Source organism: Hydrogenophaga borbori (assembly GCF_003417535.1).
Classification (GTDB): Bacteria; Pseudomonadota; Gammaproteobacteria; order Burkholderiales; family Burkholderiaceae_C; genus Hydrogenophaga; species Hydrogenophaga borbori.
Genome location: NZ_QVLS01000006.1, coordinates 330,831 through 350,775, shown reverse-complemented (window position 1 = coordinate 350,775; position 19,945 = coordinate 330,831). Strand labels below are relative to the sequence as shown.

Annotated in this window: 21 protein-coding genes and 1 riboswitch; of the genes, 6 read left to right on the top strand and 15 right to left on the bottom strand. The window is 68.7% G+C overall.

The annotated features are described in order from the left end of the window. Together DY262_RS12270 and DY262_RS12265 are read right to left on the bottom strand one after the other, a co-directional pair. Positions 1 to 1,357 (bottom strand): methyl-accepting chemotaxis protein (locus DY262_RS12270; RefSeq protein WP_116959241.1); only part of this gene is annotated, 1,357 nt, incomplete at its 3' end. A 48-nt stretch (positions 1,358 to 1,405) separates the two neighbouring features. After that, positions 1,406 to 1,933, bottom strand: a complete 528-nt coding sequence (locus tag DY262_RS12265) for a chemotaxis protein CheW (RefSeq protein ID WP_116959239.1) — start codon at positions 1,931 to 1,933, stop codon at positions 1,406 to 1,408. A gap of 207 nt (positions 1,934 to 2,140) precedes the next feature. On the opposite strand from DY262_RS12265, the gene DY262_RS12260 reads away from it, so the two are divergent. Further along, entirely contained in the window at positions 2,141 to 2,800 is a 660-nt protein-coding gene (locus DY262_RS12260; RefSeq protein WP_116959237.1) for a transglutaminase-like domain-containing protein, read from the top strand. Positions 2,801 to 2,809: 9 nt separating this feature from the next. Here the strand turns inward: DY262_RS12260 and metW are convergent, their stop codons facing one another. Both metW and metX read right to left on the bottom strand, forming a co-directional pair. Then, entirely contained in the window at positions 2,810 to 3,391 is a 582-nt protein-coding gene (gene metW / locus DY262_RS12255; RefSeq protein ID WP_116959235.1) for a methionine biosynthesis protein MetW, read from the bottom strand. Continuing rightward, positions 3,388 to 4,617 (bottom strand): homoserine O-succinyltransferase MetX, encoded by a 1,230-nt coding sequence (metX, locus tag DY262_RS12250; protein ID WP_245980959.1) that lies wholly within the window; start codon positions 4,615 to 4,617, stop codon positions 3,388 to 3,390. The genes metW and metX overlap by 4 nt, the downstream gene beginning before the upstream one ends. A 59-nt stretch (positions 4,618 to 4,676) precedes the next feature. Next, positions 4,677 to 4,752: riboswitch (SAM riboswitch) on the bottom strand. A 217-nt stretch (positions 4,753 to 4,969) separates the two neighbouring features. Here metX and DY262_RS12245 point away from each other — a divergent pair. After that, entirely contained in the window at positions 4,970 to 5,365 is a 396-nt protein-coding gene (locus tag DY262_RS12245) for an RNA recognition motif domain-containing protein (RefSeq protein WP_116959233.1), read from the top strand. Positions 5,366 to 5,430: 65 nt separating this feature from the next. On the opposite strand, the gene DY262_RS12240 is transcribed toward DY262_RS12245, so the two are convergent. Genes DY262_RS12240 through DY262_RS12225 form a run of 4 tightly spaced genes read right to left on the bottom strand, consistent with a single transcriptional unit; the run spans position 5,431 to position 8,439 of the window. Continuing rightward, positions 5,431 to 6,225, bottom strand: coding sequence for an SDR family oxidoreductase (locus DY262_RS12240; RefSeq protein ID WP_116959231.1), 795 nt, complete (start codon positions 6,223 to 6,225; stop codon positions 5,431 to 5,433). Continuing rightward, entirely contained in the window at positions 6,222 to 6,902 is a 681-nt protein-coding gene (gene lptC, locus DY262_RS12235; protein WP_245980957.1) for an LPS export ABC transporter periplasmic protein LptC, read from the bottom strand. The genes DY262_RS12240 and lptC overlap by 4 nt, the downstream gene beginning before the upstream one ends. Beyond that, positions 6,899 to 7,444: a KdsC family phosphatase gene (locus tag DY262_RS12230; protein ID WP_116959230.1), complete on the bottom strand. Its 546-nt coding sequence runs from the start codon at positions 7,442 to 7,444 to the stop codon at positions 6,899 to 6,901. The genes lptC and DY262_RS12230 overlap by 4 nt, the downstream gene beginning before the upstream one ends. Beyond that, positions 7,444 to 8,439 (bottom strand): KpsF/GutQ family sugar-phosphate isomerase, encoded by a 996-nt coding sequence (locus DY262_RS12225; protein WP_116959228.1) that lies wholly within the window; start codon positions 8,437 to 8,439, stop codon positions 7,444 to 7,446. The genes DY262_RS12230 and DY262_RS12225 overlap by 1 nt, the downstream gene beginning before the upstream one ends. 36 nt (positions 8,440 to 8,475) lie before the next feature. Between DY262_RS12225 and DY262_RS12220 the strand changes: the two genes are divergently transcribed. Further along, positions 8,476 to 9,021, top strand: coding sequence for an adenine phosphoribosyltransferase (locus DY262_RS12220; protein WP_116959226.1), 546 nt, complete (start codon positions 8,476 to 8,478; stop codon positions 9,019 to 9,021). 27 nt (positions 9,022 to 9,048) lie between these two features. On the opposite strand, the gene DY262_RS12215 is transcribed toward DY262_RS12220, so the two are convergent. The 7 genes from DY262_RS12215 to rpmH all read right to left on the bottom strand — a co-directional run bounded on the left by DY262_RS12215 (position 9,049) and on the right by rpmH (position 14,425). Further along, positions 9,049 to 9,720, bottom strand: a complete 672-nt coding sequence (locus DY262_RS12215; RefSeq protein ID WP_116959224.1) for a hypothetical protein — start codon at positions 9,718 to 9,720, stop codon at positions 9,049 to 9,051. Between the two features lie 67 nt (positions 9,721 to 9,787). Further along, positions 9,788 to 10,279 (bottom strand): Crp/Fnr family transcriptional regulator, encoded by a 492-nt coding sequence (locus DY262_RS12210; RefSeq protein ID WP_116959293.1) that lies wholly within the window; start codon positions 10,277 to 10,279, stop codon positions 9,788 to 9,790. A gap of 107 nt (positions 10,280 to 10,386) precedes the next feature. Continuing rightward, positions 10,387 to 11,766, bottom strand: coding sequence for a tRNA uridine-5-carboxymethylaminomethyl(34) synthesis GTPase MnmE (mnmE, locus tag DY262_RS12205; protein WP_116959222.1), 1,380 nt, complete (start codon positions 11,764 to 11,766; stop codon positions 10,387 to 10,389). 108 nt (positions 11,767 to 11,874) lie between these two features. Then, positions 11,875 to 13,587, bottom strand: a complete 1,713-nt coding sequence (gene yidC / locus DY262_RS12200; RefSeq protein ID WP_116959220.1) for a membrane protein insertase YidC — start codon at positions 13,585 to 13,587, stop codon at positions 11,875 to 11,877. Next, positions 13,584 to 13,874 (bottom strand): membrane protein insertion efficiency factor YidD, encoded by a 291-nt coding sequence (gene yidD / locus DY262_RS12195; RefSeq protein ID WP_245980956.1) that lies wholly within the window; start codon positions 13,872 to 13,874, stop codon positions 13,584 to 13,586. Before yidD ends, yidC begins: the two co-directional genes overlap by 4 nt. After that, positions 13,864 to 14,265 carry a ribonuclease P protein component gene (locus DY262_RS12190; RefSeq protein WP_116959289.1) on the bottom strand — a complete coding sequence of 134 codons (402 nt, stop codon included), beginning with the start codon at positions 14,263 to 14,265 and terminating at the stop codon, positions 13,864 to 13,866. The genes yidD and DY262_RS12190 overlap by 11 nt, the downstream gene beginning before the upstream one ends. 25 nt (positions 14,266 to 14,290) lie before the next feature. Then, a complete protein-coding gene (gene rpmH, locus DY262_RS12185; RefSeq protein WP_070399696.1) occupies positions 14,291 to 14,425 on the bottom strand; it encodes a 50S ribosomal protein L34 in 135 nt (44 codons plus the stop codon). 215 nt (positions 14,426 to 14,640) lie between these two features. Here rpmH and dnaA point away from each other — a divergent pair, with 215 nt between their 5' ends. From dnaA to gyrB, 3 genes are all read left to right on the top strand, one after another. Further along, positions 14,641 to 16,053, top strand: coding sequence for a chromosomal replication initiator protein DnaA (dnaA, locus tag DY262_RS12180; RefSeq protein ID WP_116959218.1), 1,413 nt, complete (start codon positions 14,641 to 14,643; stop codon positions 16,051 to 16,053). A gap of 114 nt (positions 16,054 to 16,167) precedes the next feature. Beyond that, the gene (gene dnaN / locus DY262_RS12175) at positions 16,168 to 17,274 is read left to right on the top strand and encodes a DNA polymerase III subunit beta (protein WP_116959216.1); all 1,107 of its coding nucleotides are present in this window, start codon (positions 16,168 to 16,170) and stop codon (positions 17,272 to 17,274) included. 79 nt (positions 17,275 to 17,353) lie between these two features. Further along, the gene (gene gyrB / locus DY262_RS12170) at positions 17,354 to 19,939 is read left to right on the top strand and encodes a DNA topoisomerase (ATP-hydrolyzing) subunit B (RefSeq protein ID WP_116959214.1); all 2,586 of its coding nucleotides are present in this window, start codon (positions 17,354 to 17,356) and stop codon (positions 19,937 to 19,939) included. The last annotated feature ends 6 nt before the right edge of the window (positions 19,940 to 19,945 follow it).

Here is a 19,945-nt window from a genome sequence, read left to right as displayed (position 1 = left end):
GCGCCGAGTCCGCGCTCTGGCGCACCGTGCCCGTCAGCTGCTCCATGCTCGCCGCCGTCTCCTGCAGGTTGCTCGCCGTCTGCTCCGTGCGCGAGCTCAGGTCCTGGTTGCCCGTGGCGATTTCCTGCGACGCGGTGTTGATGCTGTCCGCCGCGGTGCGCAGCTGGCGCATCATGTCCAGGAAGCGCTGGCGCATGGCCTCGACCTCGGTCACCAGGGTGCCGAGTTCGTCGCGCCGCGTGGTGTGGAACGCCTGCGTGAGATCGCCCTGGGACACCGTGGTGACGGCGTTGGTGAGTTCGCGCAGCGGCGCGCTCACGCTGCGGCGGATCAGCGCGAACAGCCCGCCACCGAGCAGCAGCGTCGTGAGCACCAGCAGGCCCCAGAACAAGTACATCATGCGCCAGTGCGTGGCCATGGCTTCGTCGTCGGACACCTCGGCGATGACCCACCAACCGCTGGCGCTGGTGTCGCGCTTGACCGCCCAGGGCCGGGTGATCTGCGGATTGAACAGGGCGCTGGCGTGGCGCACAAAGACGTCCTGGCCTGCGCGCATCTCATCCATCATGGGGCCGGCCTCTGGGTTCACCTCCAGCACCTTCTTGCCAGCCAGCGCGGGCGGCGAGATGAACAAGGCCTCGGCGTTGGTGGCGCGCGGATCGACGATCACCGTGCCGCCGGACTGGAAGTAGGTGGCGTCGGACACCAGCTTGTCCAACGAGGCCTGGAAGTCGCGGATGTCAAAACCGATGAACAGGATGCCGACCACCTGGCCGGCGGCGTCCTTCACGGGTTCGTAGTGCGTCATGTAGGCGGTGCCGAACAGCACGGCGCGGCCAGTGAAGGGCTTGCCCTGCAGCATCAGCGGGTACGCGGGGTGGTTGCGCGCCAGCGTGGTGCCGACGGCGCGCTCGCCGTTTTCCTTCTTCAGCGAGGTGCTGATCCGCTCGAAGTCGTCGCCCTTGCGCATGAAGATGGTGGCCACGCCGCCGTTGGCCAGGTGGAAGGAGTCGGCCTCGCTGTGGTCGCCGTTGAGCAGCATGCCCCAGCTCTTGAGCATGTTGTTGGCGACGTCGAGTTCGAAATGCTCGGCGAACTTCTTGCGATAGGGCTGGTAGGCCCGCTCGGTCATCATGCGCGCCGTCGCGTCGAAGGCGTCGACCGAGTCGGCCAGGGCCGCGGCCTTGTCGCCGGCGGCATCGGCCAGGCGCGTGCGCGAATTGCCTTCGACCACGAAGGCCAAACTGATGCTGATGATGGCCAGCGTACCAGCCAGCAGTGCCACAGCCTGCAGGGACAGGCGGCGTGCCACCGAGGCGCCGCTCTTGTTCTCTTGGGTGTTCTTGGCGGGGAACATGGTCTGGTGTCTCCTTCCACGGGATGGCCTTGAGGGCCGGAGTCGGGCTTACTGCAGCGACTGGGCGCCTTCGATCAGGCCCATGTCGGCGCTGGACATGAGGGCCTCGATGTCCATGAGGATCAGCATGCGTTCGCCCACGCTGGCGATGCCGGTGATGAAGCTGGTGTCGACCGAGGCGCTCATTTCGGGCGCCGGCTTGATCAGGTCACCGGCGAGTTCCAGCACATCGGAGACCGAATCGACCACGGCGCCGACCACGCGGCCGCGCACGTTGAGCACGATGACCACGGTGAAGCCGTTGTATTCGACCTTCTCGCAGCCCAGCTTGATGCGCAGGTCCACCACCGGCACGATCACGCCGCGCAGGTTGACCACGCCCTTGATGAAGCTCGGCGCGTTGGCGATGCGCGTGGGCTCTTCGTAGGAACGGATTTCCTGCACGCGCAGGATGTCGATGCCGTACTCCTCCGCGCCCAGGCGGAAGGTCAGGAACTCCGCGCTGGTGGCGGCCTGGGCGGCGGAGCGTGCGCCGTCTTCGCGGGCGATGTGGGTGGCTTCGTTGCGCATGTCCATGGCTGGCTGTCCTCTTGCAAGAAAGGAATGGGAATAGGGGTGAAGGGACTATCGGCCGGGGCGGGCCGGTCTGAAGTCGGAAAAAGGACGACAAACCCGGGCCTATCGGGCATCGGCGCGGTGCCTTGGCCGCAATCTGAGTACCAAAGCATTCGGCGGATCGCCCTGGCGGCCACCCGGGGGCGCGGCCTCTGCTAACTTCCGGCCATGCCCACCCACCTCGATCCCACCCCCGCCATCGACAGCGACCACCCGGCGATCCGTGCGTTTGCGCACGAACACGCGCGCGGCGGGTCGGTGCGCGAACGTTCGGTGGCGCTGTACCTGGCCGTGCGCGACCTGGTCCGCTACGACCCCTACCGCATCGACCTCTCGCCCGGCGGCATGCGCGCCAGCACCACGCTGCGCCTGGGTTATGGCTGGTGCGTGCCCAAGGCGGTGCTGATGGCGGCCGTGGCGCGCGCCGCCGGCATCCCGGCGCGGCTGGGCTTCGCCGACGTGAAGAACCACATGAGCACCGAGAAGCTGCGCCGCACCATGGGCAGCGACGTCTTCGTGTGGCACGGCTACACCGAACTCTGGATCGATGGCGCCTGGCGCAAGGCCACGCCGGCCTTCAACTTGTCCCTGTGCGAGAAGTTCGGCCTGCTGCCGCTGGAGTTCGATGGCGTGCACGACTCGCTGTACCACCCCTACGACCGGGCCGGCCAGCGCCACATGGAGTACGTGAACGAACGCGGCAGCTTCGACGATCTGCCGCTGGAGCGCATCACCGCCGACTTCGCGGTGATCTACCCGGGCTTCGGCCAGGCCGCGCCCGAAGGCGACTTCGCCGAGGACGCGGCGCGCGAGAACGCCGCGTCCTGAGGCAGCCCCTTACTTGGAGAAGCGGAACACCGCGGTGCTGGCCAGCAGGTTGGGCAGCGCGCGCACCTCGCGGCCTTCGTGCAGGCCGAAGCCATCTTCCACCGTGAGGCCATTGCGCCGCGCCAGCACCTCGAAGTCGGCGTAGGTGCCGACGCGGATGTTGGGCGTGTCGTACCACTGGTACGGCAGGCGCTTGGTCACCGGCATGCGGCCCTGCAGCACGGCCAGGCGGTTGGGCCAGTGCGCGAAGTTGGGAAAGGCCACCACGCCGATGCGGCCCACGCGCGCGGTCTCGCGCAGCATGGTTTCGGCGTTGCGCAGGTGTTGCAGGGTGTCGATCTGCAGAACCACGTCGAAGGCGTTGTCGCCGAACATGGTCAGGCCCTCTTCGAGGTTGAGCTGCAGCACGTTGACCCCGCGCTGCAGGCAGGCCTGCACCTCGGCGTCATCGATTTCCACGCCGTAGCCCGTGCAGCCGCGCGTGGCCTGCAGGTGGGCCAGCATGGCGCCATCGCCGCAGCCCAGGTCGAGCACGCGCGAGCCCGGCGGCACCAGGCGGGCGATGGAGTCGAGGACATGGCGTTCGGTCATGAGGAAACCTCCGCGCCGGGCGCCGCGGTGTGAGTGCCTTCAGATGGCCGGGCGGCGCCCATCGCGCCCCCGCCAACGGTGTGCTGGAAGAAGCTGCGCACGGCCGCGTGGTAGCGCGGGTCGTCGAGCAGGAAGGCATCGTGGCCGTGCGGCGCGTCGATCTCGCAGTAGCTGACCTCGCGGCGGTTGTCGAGCAGGGCCTTGACGATCTCGCGGCTGCGGGCGGGCGAGAAACGCCAGTCGGTGCTGAAGCTCACGAGCAGGAACTTGGCCTGCGCGCGCGCCAGCGCGGCCGCCAGCCGGCCACCGTGCTCGCGCGCGGGGTCGAAGTAGTCGAGCGCGCGCGTGATGAGCAGGTAGGTGTTGGCGTCGAAGTACTCGCTGAACTTGTCGCCCTGGTAGCGCAGGTAGCTCTCGATCTGGAACTCCACGTCCTGGGTGGTGTAGCGGTAGGCCAGCTCGGCCACGCCTGCCGGGTCCTCGCCATCGGCGGCGCGCAGCGCGCGGCCGAACTTCTCGTTCATCACGTCGTCGCTGAGGTAGGTGATGTGGCCGATCATGCGGGCAATGCGCAGGCCGCGGCGCGGCAGGGTGCCGTGGCGCTGGTAGTGGCCGCCGTGGAAATCCGGGTCGGTCACGATGGCGCGGCGCGCCACCTCGTTGAAGGCAATGTTCTCGGCCGTGAGGTTGGGCGCGCTGGCCACCACCACGGCGTGGCGCACGCGTTGCGGGTACTGCAGCGTCCAGGCCAGGGCCTGCATGCCGCCCAGGCTGCCCCCCATCACGGCGGCCAGGGTGTCGATGCCCATGGCGTCGAGCAGGCGGGCCTGCGCCTCCACCCAGTCCTCCACCGTGACCACGGGAAAGTCCGCGCCCCAGGCCTGGCCGGTGGCCGGGTTGGTGTGCGTGGGCCCGGTGGAGCCGAAACACGAGCCCAGGTTGTTGACGCCGATGACGAAGAAGCGGTCGGTGTCTACGGGTTTACCCGGACCGATCATGTTGTTCCACCAGCCCTCGCTGCGCGCCAGCGGCTGGCCGCTGGCATCGGCGTGCCAGCCCGCGACGTGGTGCGAGGCATTCAACGCGTGGCAGACCAGCACGGCATTGGACTTGTCGGCGTTGAGGCTGCCGTAGGTCTCGACCACCAGCTCGTAGGCCGGCAGCACGGCCCCGCTGCGCAGGGCAAGCGGCTGGTCGAAGCGGTAGGTGACGGGGGTGACGATCAAGCTCGTTCCCTGCTCGCGCAGGGCCTGGAAACAGAAAACCCGGTGAGCCAAAAGGCAGACCGGGCATCTCCGAGCTCCCTTTAGCGGCATTTGTTGAGCGCCCGCAATCCGGATCAAATCGGCGCTGAGCGGCAGTATAAGCGCCCGGCATGTTGTAACCACGCATCGGCAGGGGGTTTGACTTGCATCCTCCGGAAATTTGTCACCGACTTTCCGACGATCGGCGCATAATGCCTCGGCGTGCCGCCAGATCGGCCGCATGTCAAGTGATCGGTTGGTTTCGTGCGCTGCATTCCTGTGCCGGACGACGGGGCTCCATCGCTTCTTACCTTGTGTTTTAGGAGTCCCTCGAATGGGCAACAAACTTTATGTCGGCAACCTGCCGTACACGGTGCGCGACGAAGACCTGCAACAGGCCTTCTCGGCTTTCGGTGCTGTCAACAGCGCCAAGGTCATGATGGAGCGCGAGACCGGCCGCTCCAAAGGTTTCGGCTTTGTCGAGATGGGCAGCGACTCTGAGGCGCAGTCGGCCATTCAGGGCATGAACGGCCAGTCGCTCGGCGGCCGCAGCCTGGTGGTGAACGAAGCGCGCCCGATGGAGCCGCGTCCCCCGCGCAGCGGTGGCGGCGGCTTCGGCGGCGGCCGTCGCGAAGGCGGCTTCGGTGGTGGTGGCCAGGACGGCGGCTTCCGCAGCCCCTACGGCGGTGGCGGTCGTCGCGACGGCGGCGGTGGCCGCGGCGGCTACTGATCTCCCGAGCGAGCGAACCCCGCTCACCGGCAAACCCCGCGACGACCTCGCGGGGTTTTTGTTTTTCAGCGCCCTTCGCCCGCGCGGTGCTTGCGCGGGCGGCCCTGCAAGGCGCGGTCGAACCAGGCGTTGGGCAGCAGGCGCAGCAGCTTGGCGAGCACGCCCATCTGCCAGGGGATGACGCGGTAGCTGACCCGCTCGGCGATGGCCCGGAAGGCGCGCTCGGCGAAGGCCTCGGGCGTCATGAGAAAGGGCATGGGGTAGCGGTTCTCGCGCGTGAGCGGGGTGTCCACGTAGCCGGGCAGCAAGGTCACCACCGCCACGCCGCTGCCGCGCAGCTCGCCGCGCAGGCTCTCGCAGTAGCTCACCACGGCGGCCTTGCTGCCGCAGTAGGCGCCGTGCCCCGGCAGGCCGCGGATGGCGGCCACGCTGGCGATGCCCACGAGCGTCCCGCTGCCGCGCGCGCGCATGGCCCGCACGAAAGGGTGGAAGGTGGCGGCCATGCCCACGTTGTTGGTGGCGAAGGTGCGGCTCAGCACGTCCAGGTCGTCGCGCTCGCCGGTGTCCATGCCCACGCTGATGCCGGCGTTGGCGATCACCACGTCCGGCAGACCCTGTCCGGTCAGGCAGGCCTGGCCGGCGGCCACGATGCTGTCGGTCTGCGCCACGTCGGCGCCGTAGACGCGGCAACGATCGGCCTCGTATCCCTGGGCGTCGGCCCAGGCCTGCAAATCGGCGGTGCGGCGCGCCACCAGGGCGAGGCGGTAGCCGGCCCGGGCGAAGCGCGCGGCCAGCGCCTGGCCGATGCCACTCGAGGCGCCGGTGATGAAGACCAGGGGAGCGGCGTTGGCGGGCGTCATGGCGTGGTCCGGGGCAGGAGCTGGACGCGCACGCGCCCGCGGAAGTCGGCGATCTGCTGGTCGCCGCGGTAGTCCAGGGTCTGCGCGGTGATGCGATCGCCGTTGCGCAGCAGCTCGACCGGGTGGTCCGACGTCACGCGCTCGACCGGCTCGAGTTCCACGCGCAGGAAGTCGCCACGAAACTCCAGCCGCGGCAGGGGATCGCCGGCCTGGGACTTGCCCCCCTCACGCACCACCACCGCATCGCCTTCCAGCACGAAAACGGTGTTGTCGGCGTTGGTGGTCACGCGGTGCGCGGTGGCGCGCATCACGGCGCCCGACTCGGCCAGGTTGCGGATGCGCGCGTTGTCGATCTCCACCCGGTCGTCGTCGGGGTGGTGGCGGGCTTCATCGCCCACCACCTCGGCCCGCAGCTGGCCGGCCAGATCGAAGGACTTCACCGAAAAGCGGCGCATGAAGTAGTCGGGTTCGCCACTCACCGGCCGCTCGGGCTGCGGCTCGGGCGCAGGAGGCGTGGCGCGCAGCAGCCAGTACGAGGCCAGCGCCAGCAGGCCCATGAGCATGATGGGCAGGTAGATGGACAGCCGGTCCCACCACGGAGCGGGGCGCCGGCGCGGCGCGGGCGGCGCGCTGCGGTCCAGGCCCGGGATGAGGTCGAAGTCGTCGTCGGCGCTCACCGGGCGGCGGCCTCGAGCTCGGCCGCGTAGGCGCCACGCGCCATCAGCAGCAGGTCGCAGAACTCGCGCGCGGCGCCTTCGCCGGCGGCGCGGCGCGTGACGTGGTGGGCGATCGCGCGCACCTCGTCGTGCGCGGCCGGTGGCGCCGCGGCCAGAGCGGCGCGCCGCAGCAGGGGCAGATCGGGCCAGTCGTCGCCCATGGCAGCCGCGGCCTCCCAGCCCAGGCCCAGCTCGGCCAGGATGGATTCGGCAGCGGGCGCCTTGTCTTCGGTGCCCAGGCGCAGGTGGGTGACGCCGAGCGCGGACAGGCGCTGGCGCAGGGGTTTGCCATCGCGCCCGCTGACCACGGCGGGCGTGATCCCGTGGCGTTGGAGCAGCTTCAGGCCATGGCCGTCGAGCGTGTGGAAACGCTTGAGTGTTTCGCCCGATTCACCGAAGTACAGGCCACCATCGGTGAGCACGCCGTCGACGTCGAAGAAGGCCACGCGCACGGGCTGGGCGCGCAACAGCAGCTCGGGGGCAAACAGCAAGACGGGCGCCATCAGATCACCTTCGCGCGCATGAGGTCGTTGCTGTTGAGCGCGCCGACGAGGCGGCCGGCCGCGTCCACCACCAGCAGACTGGTGATGCTGTGCGCCTCCATGAGTTCGGCGGCCTCCACCGCCAGGGCGTCCTCGCGCACGGTGCGCGGCCCGGCATGCATGACCTCGCGCGCGCTGAGCGCGCGCAGGTCGGCACCGCTGCCCGCGCGCTCGATCAGGCGGCGCAGGTCGCCGTCGGTGAAGACGCCGACGGCGCGCTCGCCGTCGACGATGGCGCTCATGCCCAGGCCCTTGGCGCTGATCTCGCGCATGAGGTCCATCAGCGGCGCCTCGGGCACCACGCGTGGCACGGCTTCGCCGCGGCGCATCACGTCGCCCACGTGGGTGAGCAGCTTGCGGCCCAGCGCGCCGCCCGGGTGCGAGCGCGCGAAGTCGTCGGCGCGAAAGCCGCGCGCGTCGAGCAGCGAGACCGCCAGCGCGTCGCCCAGCGCGAGCTGGGCCGTGGTGCTGGCCGTGGGCGCGAGGTTGTGCGGGCAGGCCTCTTTGTCGACCGAGGTGTCGAGCACCACGTCGGCGTGGCGCCCCAGCGTGGACGCCGCGCGGCCGGTGAGCGCCACCAGCGGCACGCCCATGCGTTTGATCAGCGGCAGGATGGCGGTGAGCTCCTCGCTCTCGCCGCTGTTGCTGATCGCCAGCACCAGGTCGTGGGCGGTGATCATGCCCAGGTCGCCATGGCTGGCCTCGGCCGGGTGCACGAACATGGCGGGCGTGCCGGTGGAGGCCAGGGTGGCCGCGATCTTGCGACCGATGTGGCCGCTTTTGCCCATGCCCATCACGACCACGCGGCCGGTGCAGGCGAACATGCGCCGCACGGCATCGGCGAAGCGGTCGTCGACACGCCCGGCCAGGGCCGCGACGGCGGAGGCCTCGATGGCCAGGGTTTCGCGCGCGAGGCGCTGGGCGCGTTCGGGGTCGACGGCAGGGGCGGCGGGCATCGAGGGATTATCGCGTCGTCTCCGATAATCCCCGTCATGGACACCGCCGCCTACCTGCGTTCGCACATCCGCACCGTGCCCGACTGGCCCGCTCCGGGCGTGATGTTTCGCGACATCACCCCGCTGCTGCAGGACCCCAAGGTTTTTCGCGTGCTCATCGACACCTTCGTGCACCGCTACATGGACCCGGCCCTGCGCCCGACCGTGGTGGCGGGCCTGGACGCGCGCGGCTTCATCATCGGCTCGGTGCTGGCCTACGAGCTGGGCGTGGGCTTCGTGCCCATCCGCAAGAAGGGCAAGCTGCCCTTCAACACCGTGGAAGAAACCTACGAGCTCGAATACGGCAGCGCCACGGTGGAGCTGCACACCGACGCCGTGAAAGCCGGCGACCGCGTGCTGCTGATCGACGACCTGATCGCCACCGGCGGCACCATGATGGCCGGTCGCCGCCTGCTGGAGAAGCTGGGCGCCGAGGTGACCGAGGGCGCGGCCATCGTCGACCTGCCGGAACTGGGCGGTTCGACCAAGCTGCGCGACAGCGGCTTGGCGCTGTTCACGCTGATCGACTTCGACGGGCACTGAGCGGCGGCGCGGGCCGCCCGGTGCGGCTCAGAGCTTGCCGTGCTGCGTGTCGCTGAGCGCGGCGAAATCACTCACCGCCTCGGGCGTGGGCATGGGCAGCTGGGGCTCCTTGGGGTGCCGCATGGTCGCGGCGGGCAGCGAAGTGATGGCCTCGCGGAAGGCGCGCACCTCGTCCTCGCTCACGGCCTGTGCGGGCGCACGGCTGGCGGACACGCTCGGGCGGGGGATGGAGGTGTCCGGCGCTTCGCGGCGCGTCTGCGCCGGCACCGCCGCGCGCAGCGCCTGCCCCACCTGCTCGGGCGTGGCCTTGCGGCGCCAGTACACGCCGCGCACGTCCATCGCGTGCCGGCTCTTGGCGCTTTGCTGGATCCAGCGCTCGATTTCGAGCAGGAATTCGTCGGGCATGGCCTGGGCGGGCAGCGCCAGGTCCACCAGAGCAATGAAGGTGTCGCCGTTGGCGTCGAGGTTGAGCACCTTGAACGAGTAGCTGGTGGACAGCACGCCGCCCCGGATGAGCGATTCGCGCACCACCCCGAACAGCTGCTCGCGCCGCAGCAGGCGCCGACCCCGCCGCGGCGAGATCAGCGGCATGGTGGTTTCGCGAAAGGCGTGGCGCGCGCGCGCGAATGCGCCTTTGCCCGACAACGGTTTGCGGGCCGACAACCAGTTCAGAAACGACATGTTGAGGGTGGAGATCACGTGGCGACGGGTTCGAGAAGGTACGGGGCCGAAACACCGGGGAGCGCTAGGCAGCCATCGAGTGGCCTCAGGTCACGGCCACGCGCTTGGGTTTGTTGTACATGCGCCGCGCCAGCACGGCCGACATGGCCACGGTCAGTTCCAGGGCGATCTGCGGATGCCGCACGCTCAGCTCGCGAAAGCGCAGCGGCGTGAGGCACCAGAGCCGGCAGTCGCTGCCCGCGTTGACGGTGGCGCTGCGCGGCAGGTGACTGAAGAAGGCGCCTTCGCCCAGCAGCGAACCCGCGCCCACCACGGCGATGCGCACACGCTCTTTCGCGTCCTCGTAGTGCACGGTGAGGGTGCCGCTCTCGACGAAGTAGACGGTGCGGTCCTTCACGCCCTGTTCGATGAGCACCTGGCCCTGCTGCAAGGCCACCGGCTGCATGTAGTTGGCCAGCGTCACCCAGTGCGCGTCGCTCAGGTTCAAGGGCACCGCGTCCAGGGCGCTGCTGTGGCGCATGGCCTGCGCCAGGTGCTGGATGTCGAAGCGCGCGGGGGCGGCGGTGGAGGCACTCATGCGCGAAGTGAACCGCAGCGCGGCGCCCGGCGCAACACCGGCGTAACCCATCCTTACAGATCGGTTCCCAGCGGCGCGGCACAACCCGTGAACGGCGGCACGGAAAGCTATTTGCCGATGCAAAAACGCGAAAAGATGACGCCCAGCAGATCGTCGGCCGTGAACTCGCCGGTGATTTCGCCCAGCGCCTGTTGCGCGAGGCGCAGTTCCTCGGCGAGCAGGTCGAGCTGCGCGGCGGCCTCGCGCAGGCGCGCATCGGCCTGCTCCAGGTGCCCCTCGACGCGCGCGAGCGCCTGCAGGTGCCGCTCACGCGCCATGAAGAGGCCGTCGCCGCCCGGCTGCCAGCCGGCGAGCCGCAGCAGGCGCTGGCGCAGCGCGTCCAGCCCCGTGCCACGCTTGGCCGACAAGGCGATGTCGTCGGGGCCCTGGGGCGCGCCGCCGGCCTGGTCGAGCTTGTTCCACACGTGCAGCACGGGCACGCCGGCGGGCAGGCCGCGCGCGATGTTGGCGTCGGCGTAGCGGTAGCGCGGCTCGCCCCAGCGCGTGAGGTCGTGCAGGAACAGCACGGCATCGGCGCCCCGGATGCGCTGCCAGGCGCGCTCGATGCCGATGCGCTCGACCTCGTCCACCTCGGGGCTGTCGCGCAGGCCAGCGGTGTCGGTCACGTGCACGGGCACGCCCTCGATCTGGATGGTCTGCTGCACCACGTCGCGCGTGGTGCCCGCGATCGGCGTGACGATGGCCAGCTCGGCCCCCGCCAGCGCGTTGAGCAGCGAGCTCTTGCCCGCGTTGGGCTGGCCGGCGATCACCACCTGCAGGCCGTCGCGCAGCAGGGCGCCCTGTCGCGCCTCGGCGCGCAGCACGGCCAGCGCCTCGCGCAGCCGATCGAGCTGGCCCTGGGCGTCGGCCTTCTGCAGGAAGTCGATGTCTTCCTCGGGAAAGTCCAGCGTGGCCTCGACCAGCATGCGCAGGTTCGTGAGCGCCTCCTGCAGGGTGTGCACGCGCCGCGAAAACGCGCCGTCGAGCGAGCGTGCGGCGCTGCGTGCGGCGGCCTCGGTGCTGGCGTCGATCAGATCGGCCACGGCCTCGGCCTGCGCGAGATCGAGCTTGTCATTGAGGAAGGCGCGCTCGGTGAATTCGCCCGCGCGCGCCAGCCGCAGGCCGGGCAGGGCGGTGTGCGCCACCTCCAGGCAACGCGCCAGCAGCAACTGCAGCACCACGGGGCCGCCATGGCCCTGCAGTTCAAGAACGTCTTCGCCGGTGTACGAGTGGGGCGCGGGAAACCACAAGGACAGCCCGTGGTCGATGGGCTGGCCGTCGACCCCACGCCAGGGCCCGTAGGTGGCCTCGCGCGGCTTCAGATCGCGCCCGAGCAGCGCGCGCACGAAGGGCGCCAGGCCCTTGCCCGACACCCGCACGATGCCCACGCCGCCGCGGCCGGGGGCCGTGGCGATGGCGGCGATGGGATCAGCGTGATGCGGAAGCATAAAAACCGTGGCGCGCCAGCCCTCAACCCAGAGACACCACGGAACCGGCGTCACCGGGCCGTGGTGTGGACCCCCTTCAAGGGGGAAGCCGCAAAGCGGCGCAGGGGCTTACTTGAATTTCGGCAGGTTGAACTTCAGCGGCACACCCATGCGGCGGTTGATGTGCGCCTGCTGCGCGATCGTCAGCACGTTGTTCGTGATCCAGTAGAGCACCAGGCCCGACGGGAAGAAGAAGAACATCACCGAGAACACCAGCGGCATCATCCACATCAGCTTGGCCTGCAGCGGGTCGGGCGGCAGCGGATTCAGCGCCGTCTGCACCATGGTGGTGATGGCCATCACCAGCGGCAGGATGTAGAACGGGTCGGGCGAGGACAGGTCGTGGATCCAGCCGATCCACGGCGCGTTGCGCATCTCCACGCTGGACAGCAGCACCCAGTAGAGCGCGATGAACACGGGAATCTGGATCAGGATGGGGAAGCAGCCGCCCAGGGGATTGACCTTCTCCTCGCGGTAGATCTTCATCATCTCCTGCTGCATCTGCTGCGGGTTGCTCTTGAGGCGCTCGCGCATTTCCATGATGCGCGGGTTGATCGCCTTCATCTTGGCCATGCTGCGGTAGGCGCTGGCGTTGAGCCAGTAGAACGCCGCCTTGATCAGCACCACGAGCAGCACGATGGCCCAGCCCCAGTTGCCCACGAAACCGTGGATCTTCTCGAGCAGCCAGTACAGCGGCTTGGCCAGGATGGTGAGCCAGCCGTAGTCCTTGACCAGCTCCAGGCCGGGGGCCAGGGTCTCGAGCTTCTTCTCGTCCTGCGGGCCCACGAACAGGCGCGCCTGCACGGTCTGCGACTGGCCCGGCGCGATGGCCGGCAGCGAGGCCAGGCTGCCCACGGAGTAGAGGTTGTCGGCCACCTGGCGCACGAAGTTCTCGCGCGCCACGCCGGCGTCGAGCAGCCAGGCGGTGGCGAAGTAGTGCTGCACCATGGCCACATAGCCGTCGGTGGCGTTCTTCACGTAGGTGGCCTTGTCACCCGCCACGTTCTTGAACTCGATCTTCTGGAACTTGTGCTCCGTCGTGTACACGGCGGGGCCGGTGAAGGTCGAGTAGAAGGGCGTCTGGCTTTCCACGGTGCTGCCGTCGCGCACCAGCTGGCGGTAGAGCTGCGGGCTGACCGGCGCGCTGCCGACGTTGCGCACCTCATGCTGCACGCCGATGTCGTAGTGGCCGCGCTTGAGCGTGTAGGTGGTGATCAGCTGCACGCCGCCCACCTCGGCGGATTCGTAGCGCACCTGCAGCGAATCCTGGCCGTCGGCCAGGGCCGTGGGCGCGCCGCCCACCAGCGCCATTGGCGTCTTGTGGGTGGGGAAGTTGCCCCCCACCAGGCCGCTCTGCGCCACGTAGGTGCGTTGGGCGGTCTGCGACAGCAAGGTGAAGGGCGTCTTGATGTCGCGGTCGGCCCCGCCGGAGGCCTGCGCGTGCTTGAGCAACTGCGCGCCGACCAGGGCGCCGCCTTCGCTGCTGAAGCTCAGGCGCAGCACATCGGTGGAGACCTCGTGGCGCGTGGCCGCGGCCGGCGCGCTGGCGTCGGCGCCCGGCACCGCGCTGGCACCGGCCGAGGACGGATGGGTCGAGGCGCTGGGCAGCGACGCGTCGGCCTTCGGCGCGGGCGTGCCCTGGGCGGGCGCGGTCACGGCCGGCGGCGTGCTGCTGGGAAAGAACGTGGCGGGCTTGCCGTTGTGGATCTGCCATTTGTCCCAGATGAGGACCATGGCGAAACCGAACACCACCCACAGGATGGAGCGACGAATGTCATTCATGACGCGTTCTTGTTTTCGGGGTTTCGGGGAAGCAGGCGCGTGAACAGGCCATCGGGCCGCTCGGCGGGCACCGGGTCGTGGCCGCCCTCGCACCAGGGGTGGCAACGCGCGAGCCGGCCCAGCGTGAGCCGGCTGCCCGCAAGCGCGCCGTGGCGCCGCAGCGCGTCCAGCGCGTAGGCGGAGCAGGTGGGTTCGAAGCGGCAGCCGCTGCCCAGCCAGGGACTGAGCAGCAGCCGGTAGCCCTGCACCAGGGCGATCAGCGCGCGGCGGGGCAGGTCACGCCACATGGCCGCGGGGCGGGTTGGGCGCGGAGGCGCGCGACCACAGGCTGATCAGCTCGGCGCGCACGGCGCCGCGCAGCGCGTCGGAGCGGGCGCTGATGAAGCGTTTCGGATCAAAGGCCCCGCGCAGGCGCACCACGTGCGCGGCCACGGGCAAGCCCTCCGCCGCTGGCGCGGTGGCGTAGATCTGGCGGCGGATGGTGTTGCGGGTGACCGCCCGGCGGGCCCAGCGCTTGGGAATCAGCACGCCGAGCCAGGGGTCGGCGACAGGAAACAGCGCGGCCTGAGCCTCGGCCTCGTCGAGAACGAGGCGGTGAAGGGCGAAATGGGGGGTCTTGGCCACCGGGGCGCTGGCCAGCACAGCCTGGAACTGGGGCCGGGTCCGCAGCCGCTGGATCACCGGCGGGCTAGGCTGAACCGACTCAGACCGACAGGCGCTTGCGGCCCTTGGCGCGGCGGGCGTTGATGACCGCGCGGCCGCCACGCGTCTTCATGCGCACGAGGAAGCCGTGGGTGCGGGCGCGGCGGATCTTGGAGGGTTGATAGGTGCGTTTCATGATGAGGGCTCTGAAATCGGGGAAACCCGCAATTATCGCCAGAAACCCCCCTTTGCGGCAAGCCAGTGCGGATAGACCCGCATCCGGCCGGTGCGGCGTCGGGCGTTCTGGGATCGCCCGGTGGCGCTTGTGGATAACTGCCGCGCGTGCCTACAATGCGCGCCCTGGGGCCACGCCCCTTGTCCACAACTACAAACCGTCTCCCGTCTTCCCGAATGTCCGAGGGCACCCCCCCTTCTGCCGCGCTGCGCGACGACCGTTCGCTGTGGTCGGCGTGCATCGAACGCCTGGCCCAGGAAATCCCCGAGCAGCAGTTCAACACCTGGATCCGCCCCCTGAGCGCCACCGTCGCGCCGGACGATTCCAAGGTCGTCCTGGCCGTGGGCAACCGCTTCAAGCTCGACTGGATTCGGGCCCAGTACGCCGCCCGCATCAGCGCGTTGCTGGAAAGTGTTCGGGGCGCGCCCGTCACGCTTGAGTTAGCGCTCGCTCCTCGTGAAGCCCCCGTGCGGACAATGCCCGCTAACCGCCCGGTGTTCGACGCACCGGCCGATCCCGTGCTCGCCGAGATGGCCGACGTGGCCCCCCTGGAGCCCGCGAGCGCGCCCAAGACCCGGCTCAACCCCTCGCTCACCTTCGGCTCGCTGGTGGAGGGCTCGGCCAACCGCATGGCGCGCGCCGCGGCCATGCACGTGGCCGGCAGCCTGGGCCAGCTGTACAACCCCCTGTTCATCTACGGCGGGGTCGGCCTGGGCAAGACCCACCTGGTGCACGCCATCGGCAACCACCTGCTGGCCGAGCGGCCGCAGGCCAAAGTTCTCTACATCCACGCCGAGCAGTTCGTCTCGGATGTGGTTAAGGCCTATCAGCGCAAGACCTTCGATGAGTTCAAGGCCCGCTACCACTCGCTGGACCTGCTGCTGATCGACGACGTGCAATTCTTCGCCAACAAGGACCGCACCCAGGAAGAGTTCTTCAACGCCTTCGAGGCGCTGCTGGCCCGCAAGAGCCACATCGTGCTCACCAGCGACACCTACCCCAAGGGCCTGGCCGACATCACCGAGCGCCTGATCTCGCGCTTCGATTCCGGCCTGACGGTGGCCATCGAGCCGCCCGAACTGGAAATGCGGGTGGCCATCCTGATCAACAAGGCCGCCGCCGAGGCCGCCGTGATGCCCGAGGAAGTGGCCTTCTTCGTCGCCAAGAACGTGCGCTCCAACGTGCGCGAGCTCGAAGGCGCGCTGCGCAAGATCCTGGCCTATTCGCGCTTCAACCAGAAGGACATCTCCATCCAGCTGGCACGCGACGCCCTGAAAGACCTGCTGTCCATCCAGAACCGGCAGATCAGCGTGGAAAACATCCAGAAGACGGTGGCCGACTTCTACAAGATCAAGGTCGCCGACATGTATTCCAAGAAGCGCCCGGCCAGCATCGCCCGGCCGCGCCAGATCGCCATGTTCCTGGCCAAGGAGCTCACCCAGAAGAGCCTGCCCGAGATCGGGGAACTGTTTGGCGGACGCGACCACACCACCGTGCTGCACGCCGTGCGCAAGATCGCCGGCGAGCGCCAGCAGAACACCGAACTCAACCAGCAGCTGCACGTGCTGGAGCAGACCCTGAAAGGCTGAGCCCACCCCTGGTGCAACAGCTGGTAAACAGCGTTCAAAAAGGGCGAGAATAGGGGGGTTTTGGCCCGCCGATCCCGCTCCGGGAGACACCTTCAAATAACGAAAGAGCCGCAGATGATCGTTTTCAAATCCTCGCAGGACAAGGTTCTGGCCGCGCTGCAGTCGGTGTCGGGCATCGTGGAGCGGCGCCACACCCTGCCCATCCTGGCCAACGTGCTGCTGCGCAAGACGGGCTCGCAGTTGCAGCTCACCACCAGCGACCTGGAAATCCAGATCCGCACCACGGCCGAGCTCGACGGCGACAGCGGCAGCTTCGCCACCACCCTGGGCGCGCGCAAGCTCATCGACATCCTGCGCACCATGCCGGGCGACCAAACCGTGAGCCTGGAGCAGACCGGCGGCAAGCTCATCCTCAAGGGCGGCAAGAGCCGCTTCACGCTGCAAAGCCTGCCGGCCGAAGACTTCCCGCTGGTGCAGGAATCGGCCAGCTTCGGCCCCGCGTTCAGCGTGCCGCAGAAGACGCTCAAGGGCCTGCTGGGCCAGGTGTCCTTCGCCATGGCGGTGCACGACATCCGCTACTACCTCAACGGCATCCTGTTCGTGGCCGAAGGCAAGCAGCTCAGCCTGGTGGCCACCGACGGCCACCGCCTGGCCTTCGCCTCGGCCACCCTGGACGTGGAAGTGCCCAAGCAGGAGGTCATCCTGCCGCGCAAGACCGTGCTGGAGCTGCAGCGCCTGCTGTCCGACAAGGACGGTGCCATCGAAATGCAGTTCGCGGCCAACCAGGCCAAGTTCAGCTTCGACGGCATGGAGTTCGTCACCAAGCTGGTCGAGGGCAAGTTCCCCGACTACAACCGCGTCATCCCGAAGAACCACAAAAACATCGTCACCCTGGGCCGCGCGCCGCTGCTGGCCAGCCTGCAGCGCACCGCCATCATGACGAGCGAGAAGTTCAAGGGCGTGCGCCTGAACGTGGAGCCCGGCACGCTGCGCGTGGCCTCCAGCAACGCCGAGCAGGAAGAGGCGGTCGACGAGCTCGACATCGACTACGGTGGCGACACCATCGAGATCGGCTTCAACGTCACCTACCTCATCGACGCGCTGCAGAACATGGGCCAGGAGATGGTCCGTGTGGAGCTGGCCGACGGCAACAGCTCGGCGCTCGTCACCAACCCCGACGACAACGCCTTCAAGTACGTTGTCATGCCGATGCGCATCTGAGCGCAGCGCTCCCGACCCGATATCGAGCCCGACCCGCTGAACAGCGGGTTTGGCGTTTCTAGCGATCGAGAAAGTTCCTATGTCCGACGAGTCCACGAGCCCCGAAAGCTCCAATTTCCAGCCCAAGATCGATCCGAACCAGGCCGGGGCGAGCGAGGGGTACGGCGAGGGCTCGATCCAGATCCTCGAAGGCCTGGAAGCGGTTCGCAAGCGCCCGGGCATGTACATCGGCGACACCTCCGACGGCACCGGCCTGCACCACCTGGTGTTCGAGGTGGTCGACAACTCCATCGACGAAGCGCTCGCCGGCCACTGCGACGACATCGTCGTCACCATCCACACCGACAACTCCATCAGCGTGGTCGACAACGGCCGCGGCATCCCCACCGGGGTGAAGATGGACGACAAGCACGAGCCCAAGCGCAGCGCGGCCGAGATCGCGCTGACCGAACTGCACGCCGGCGGCAAGTTCAACCAGAACAGCTACAAGGTCTCGGGCGGCCTGCACGGCGTGGGCGTGAGCTGCGTGAACGCGCTCAGCAAGTGGCTGCGCCTGACGGTGCGCCGCGAAGGCAAGGTGCACCAACTGGAGTTCGCGCGCGGCTTCGTGCAGAACCGCATCCTGGAAGACCAGAGCGGCGTCGAGATCTCGCCCATGAAGGTGACCGGCGCCACCGAGAAGCGCGGCACCGAGGTGCACTTCCTGCCCGACACCGAGATCTTCAAAGAGAACAACGACTTCCACTACGAGATCCTGAGCAAGCGCCTGCGCGAGCTCAGCTTCCTCAACAACGGCGTGCGCATCCGCCTGCACGACGAGCGCAGCGGCAAGGAAGACGACTTCTCCGGTGCGGGCGGCGTGAAGGGCTTCGTCGAGTTCATCAACAAGGGCAAGACCGTCCTGCACCCGAACATCTTCCATGCCACGGGCGACCGTCAGAGCGACCAGGGCACCAACATCGGTGTCGAGGTGGCCATGCAGTGGAACAGCGGCTACAACGAGCAGGTGCTCTGCTTCACCAACAACATCCCGCAGCGCGACGGCGGCACCCACCTCACCGGCCTGCGCGCGGCCATGACGCGCGTCATCAACAAGTACATCGAAGAAAACGAGCTGGCCAAGAAGGCCAAGGTCGAGGTCAGCGGTGACGACATGCGCGAAGGCCTGTGCTGCGTGCTCAGCGTGAAGGTGCCCGAGCCCAAGTTCAGCAGCCAGACCAAGGACAAGCTGGTCTCCAGCGAGGTGCGCGGCCCGGTGGAAGACGTGGTGGCGCGCCTGCTGACCGACTACCTGCAGGAGCGGCCCAACGACGCCAAGATCATCTGCGGCAAGATCATCGAGGCCGCGCGGGCGCGCGAAGCCGCGCGCAAGGCGCGCGAGATGACGCGCCGCAAGGGCGTGCTCGACGGCATGGGCCTGCCCGGCAAGCTCGCCGACTGCCAGGAGAAGGACCCGGCGCTGTGCGAGATCTACATCGTGGAGGGCGACTCCGCCGGCGGCTCGGCCAAGCAAGGCCGCGACCGCAAGTTCCAGGCGATCCTGCCGCTGCGCGGCAAGATCCTCAACGTGGAGAAGGCGCGCTACGAGAAGCTGCTGAGCTCCAACGAAATCCTCACGCTCATCACCGCGCTGGGCACGGGCATCGGCAAGGCCGGCAGCGCGGGCGATGGCAAGAGCGGCGCCGACGACTTTGATGTGGCCAAGCTGCGCTACCACCGCATCATCATCATGACCGACGCCGACGTGGACGGCGCCCACATCCGCACGCTGCTGCTGACCTTCTTCTACCGCCAGATGCCCGAGCTGGTGGAGCGCGGCCACATCTACATCGCGCAGCCGCCGCTGTACAAGGTCAAGAGCGGCAAGGAAGAGCTGTACCTCAAAGACGCCGCCGCGCTCGACGGCTTTCTGCTGCGCATCGCGCTGAAAGACGCCAAGGTGATGACCGGTGGCGCGTCCAACGCCACCCTCGAAGGCGCCACGCTCGAAGAGCTCGCTCGCAAGCACCAGGTGGCCGAACACGTGATCGCGCGCCTCTCGGCCTTCATGGACGCCGAGGCGCTGCGCGCCGTGGCCGACGGCGTGGCCCTTGGGCTGGACGACATGGAGGCCGCGTCCGCCAGCGCGCAGGACCTGCAGACCAAGCTGCGCGAACTCAGCACCACCGGCGTGCCCGCCACCGTGACGGCCGAGTTCGACCAGCGCACCGACAAGCCGGTGCTGCGCATCAGCCGCCGCCACCACGGCAACATCAAGAGCAGCGTCATCACGCAGGACTTCGTGCACGGCGCCGACTACGCCGCCCTGGCCGAGGCCGCCAACACCTTCCGCGGCCTGCTGGGCGACGGCGCCAAGGTCATGCGCGGCGAGGGCGACAAGCAGAAGGAAGAGCGCGTGAGCGATTTCCGCACCGCCATGCAATGGCTCATCAGCGAAGCCGAGCGCACCACCGCGCGTCAGCGCTACAAGGGCCTGGGCGAGATGAACCCCGAGCAGCTCTGGGAGACCACCATGGACCCCGAGGTGCGCCGCCTGCTGCGCGTGCAGATCGACGACGCGATCGAGGCGGACCGCGTGTTCACCATGCTGATGGGCGATGAGGTGGAGCCGCGGCGCGACTTCATCGAGACCAACGCGCTGCGGGCGGGGAACATCGACGTTTGACCGGCC

Excerpts from the sequence above, each read along its gene's own strand:
- DY262_RS12220 (WP_116959226.1), top strand. The coding sequence starts at position 8,476 with ATGGACACCGCCGCCTACCTGCGTTCGCACATCCGCACCGTGCCCGAC.
- DY262_RS12230 (WP_116959230.1), bottom strand. The coding sequence starts at position 7,444 with ATGGCGCCCGTCTTGCTGTTTGCCCCCGAGCTGCTGTTGCGCGCCCAG.
- DY262_RS12210 (WP_116959293.1), bottom strand. The coding sequence starts at position 10,279 with ATGAGTGCCTCCACCGCCGCCCCCGCGCGCTTCGACATCCAGCACCTG.
- rpmH (WP_070399696.1), bottom strand. The coding sequence starts at position 14,425 with ATGAAACGCACCTATCAACCCTCCAAGATCCGCCGCGCCCGCACCCAC.
- metW (WP_116959235.1), bottom strand. The coding sequence starts at position 3,391 with ATGACCGAACGCCATGTCCTCGACTCCATCGCCCGCCTGGTGCCGCCG.
- DY262_RS12240 (WP_116959231.1), bottom strand. The coding sequence starts at position 6,225 with ATGACGCCCGCCAACGCCGCTCCCCTGGTCTTCATCACCGGCGCCTCG.
- DY262_RS12245 (WP_116959233.1), top strand. The coding sequence starts at position 4,970 with ATGGGCAACAAACTTTATGTCGGCAACCTGCCGTACACGGTGCGCGAC.
- DY262_RS12265 (WP_116959239.1), bottom strand. The coding sequence starts at position 1,933 with ATGGACATGCGCAACGAAGCCACCCACATCGCCCGCGAAGACGGCGCA.
- yidC (WP_116959220.1), bottom strand. The coding sequence starts at position 13,587 with ATGAATGACATTCGTCGCTCCATCCTGTGGGTGGTGTTCGGTTTCGCC.
- dnaA (WP_116959218.1), top strand. The coding sequence starts at position 14,641 with ATGTCCGAGGGCACCCCCCCTTCTGCCGCGCTGCGCGACGACCGTTCG.
- DY262_RS12225 (WP_116959228.1), bottom strand. The coding sequence starts at position 8,439 with ATGCCCGCCGCCCCTGCCGTCGACCCCGAACGCGCCCAGCGCCTCGCG.
- mnmE (WP_116959222.1), bottom strand. The coding sequence starts at position 11,766 with ATGCTTCCGCATCACGCTGATCCCATCGCCGCCATCGCCACGGCCCCC.
- dnaN (WP_116959216.1), top strand. The coding sequence starts at position 16,168 with ATGATCGTTTTCAAATCCTCGCAGGACAAGGTTCTGGCCGCGCTGCAG.
- DY262_RS12260 (WP_116959237.1), top strand. The coding sequence starts at position 2,141 with ATGCCCACCCACCTCGATCCCACCCCCGCCATCGACAGCGACCACCCG.
- gyrB (WP_116959214.1), top strand. The coding sequence starts at position 17,354 with ATGTCCGACGAGTCCACGAGCCCCGAAAGCTCCAATTTCCAGCCCAAG.
- yidD (WP_245980956.1), bottom strand. The coding sequence starts at position 13,874 with ATGTGGCGTGACCTGCCCCGCCGCGCGCTGATCGCCCTGGTGCAGGGC.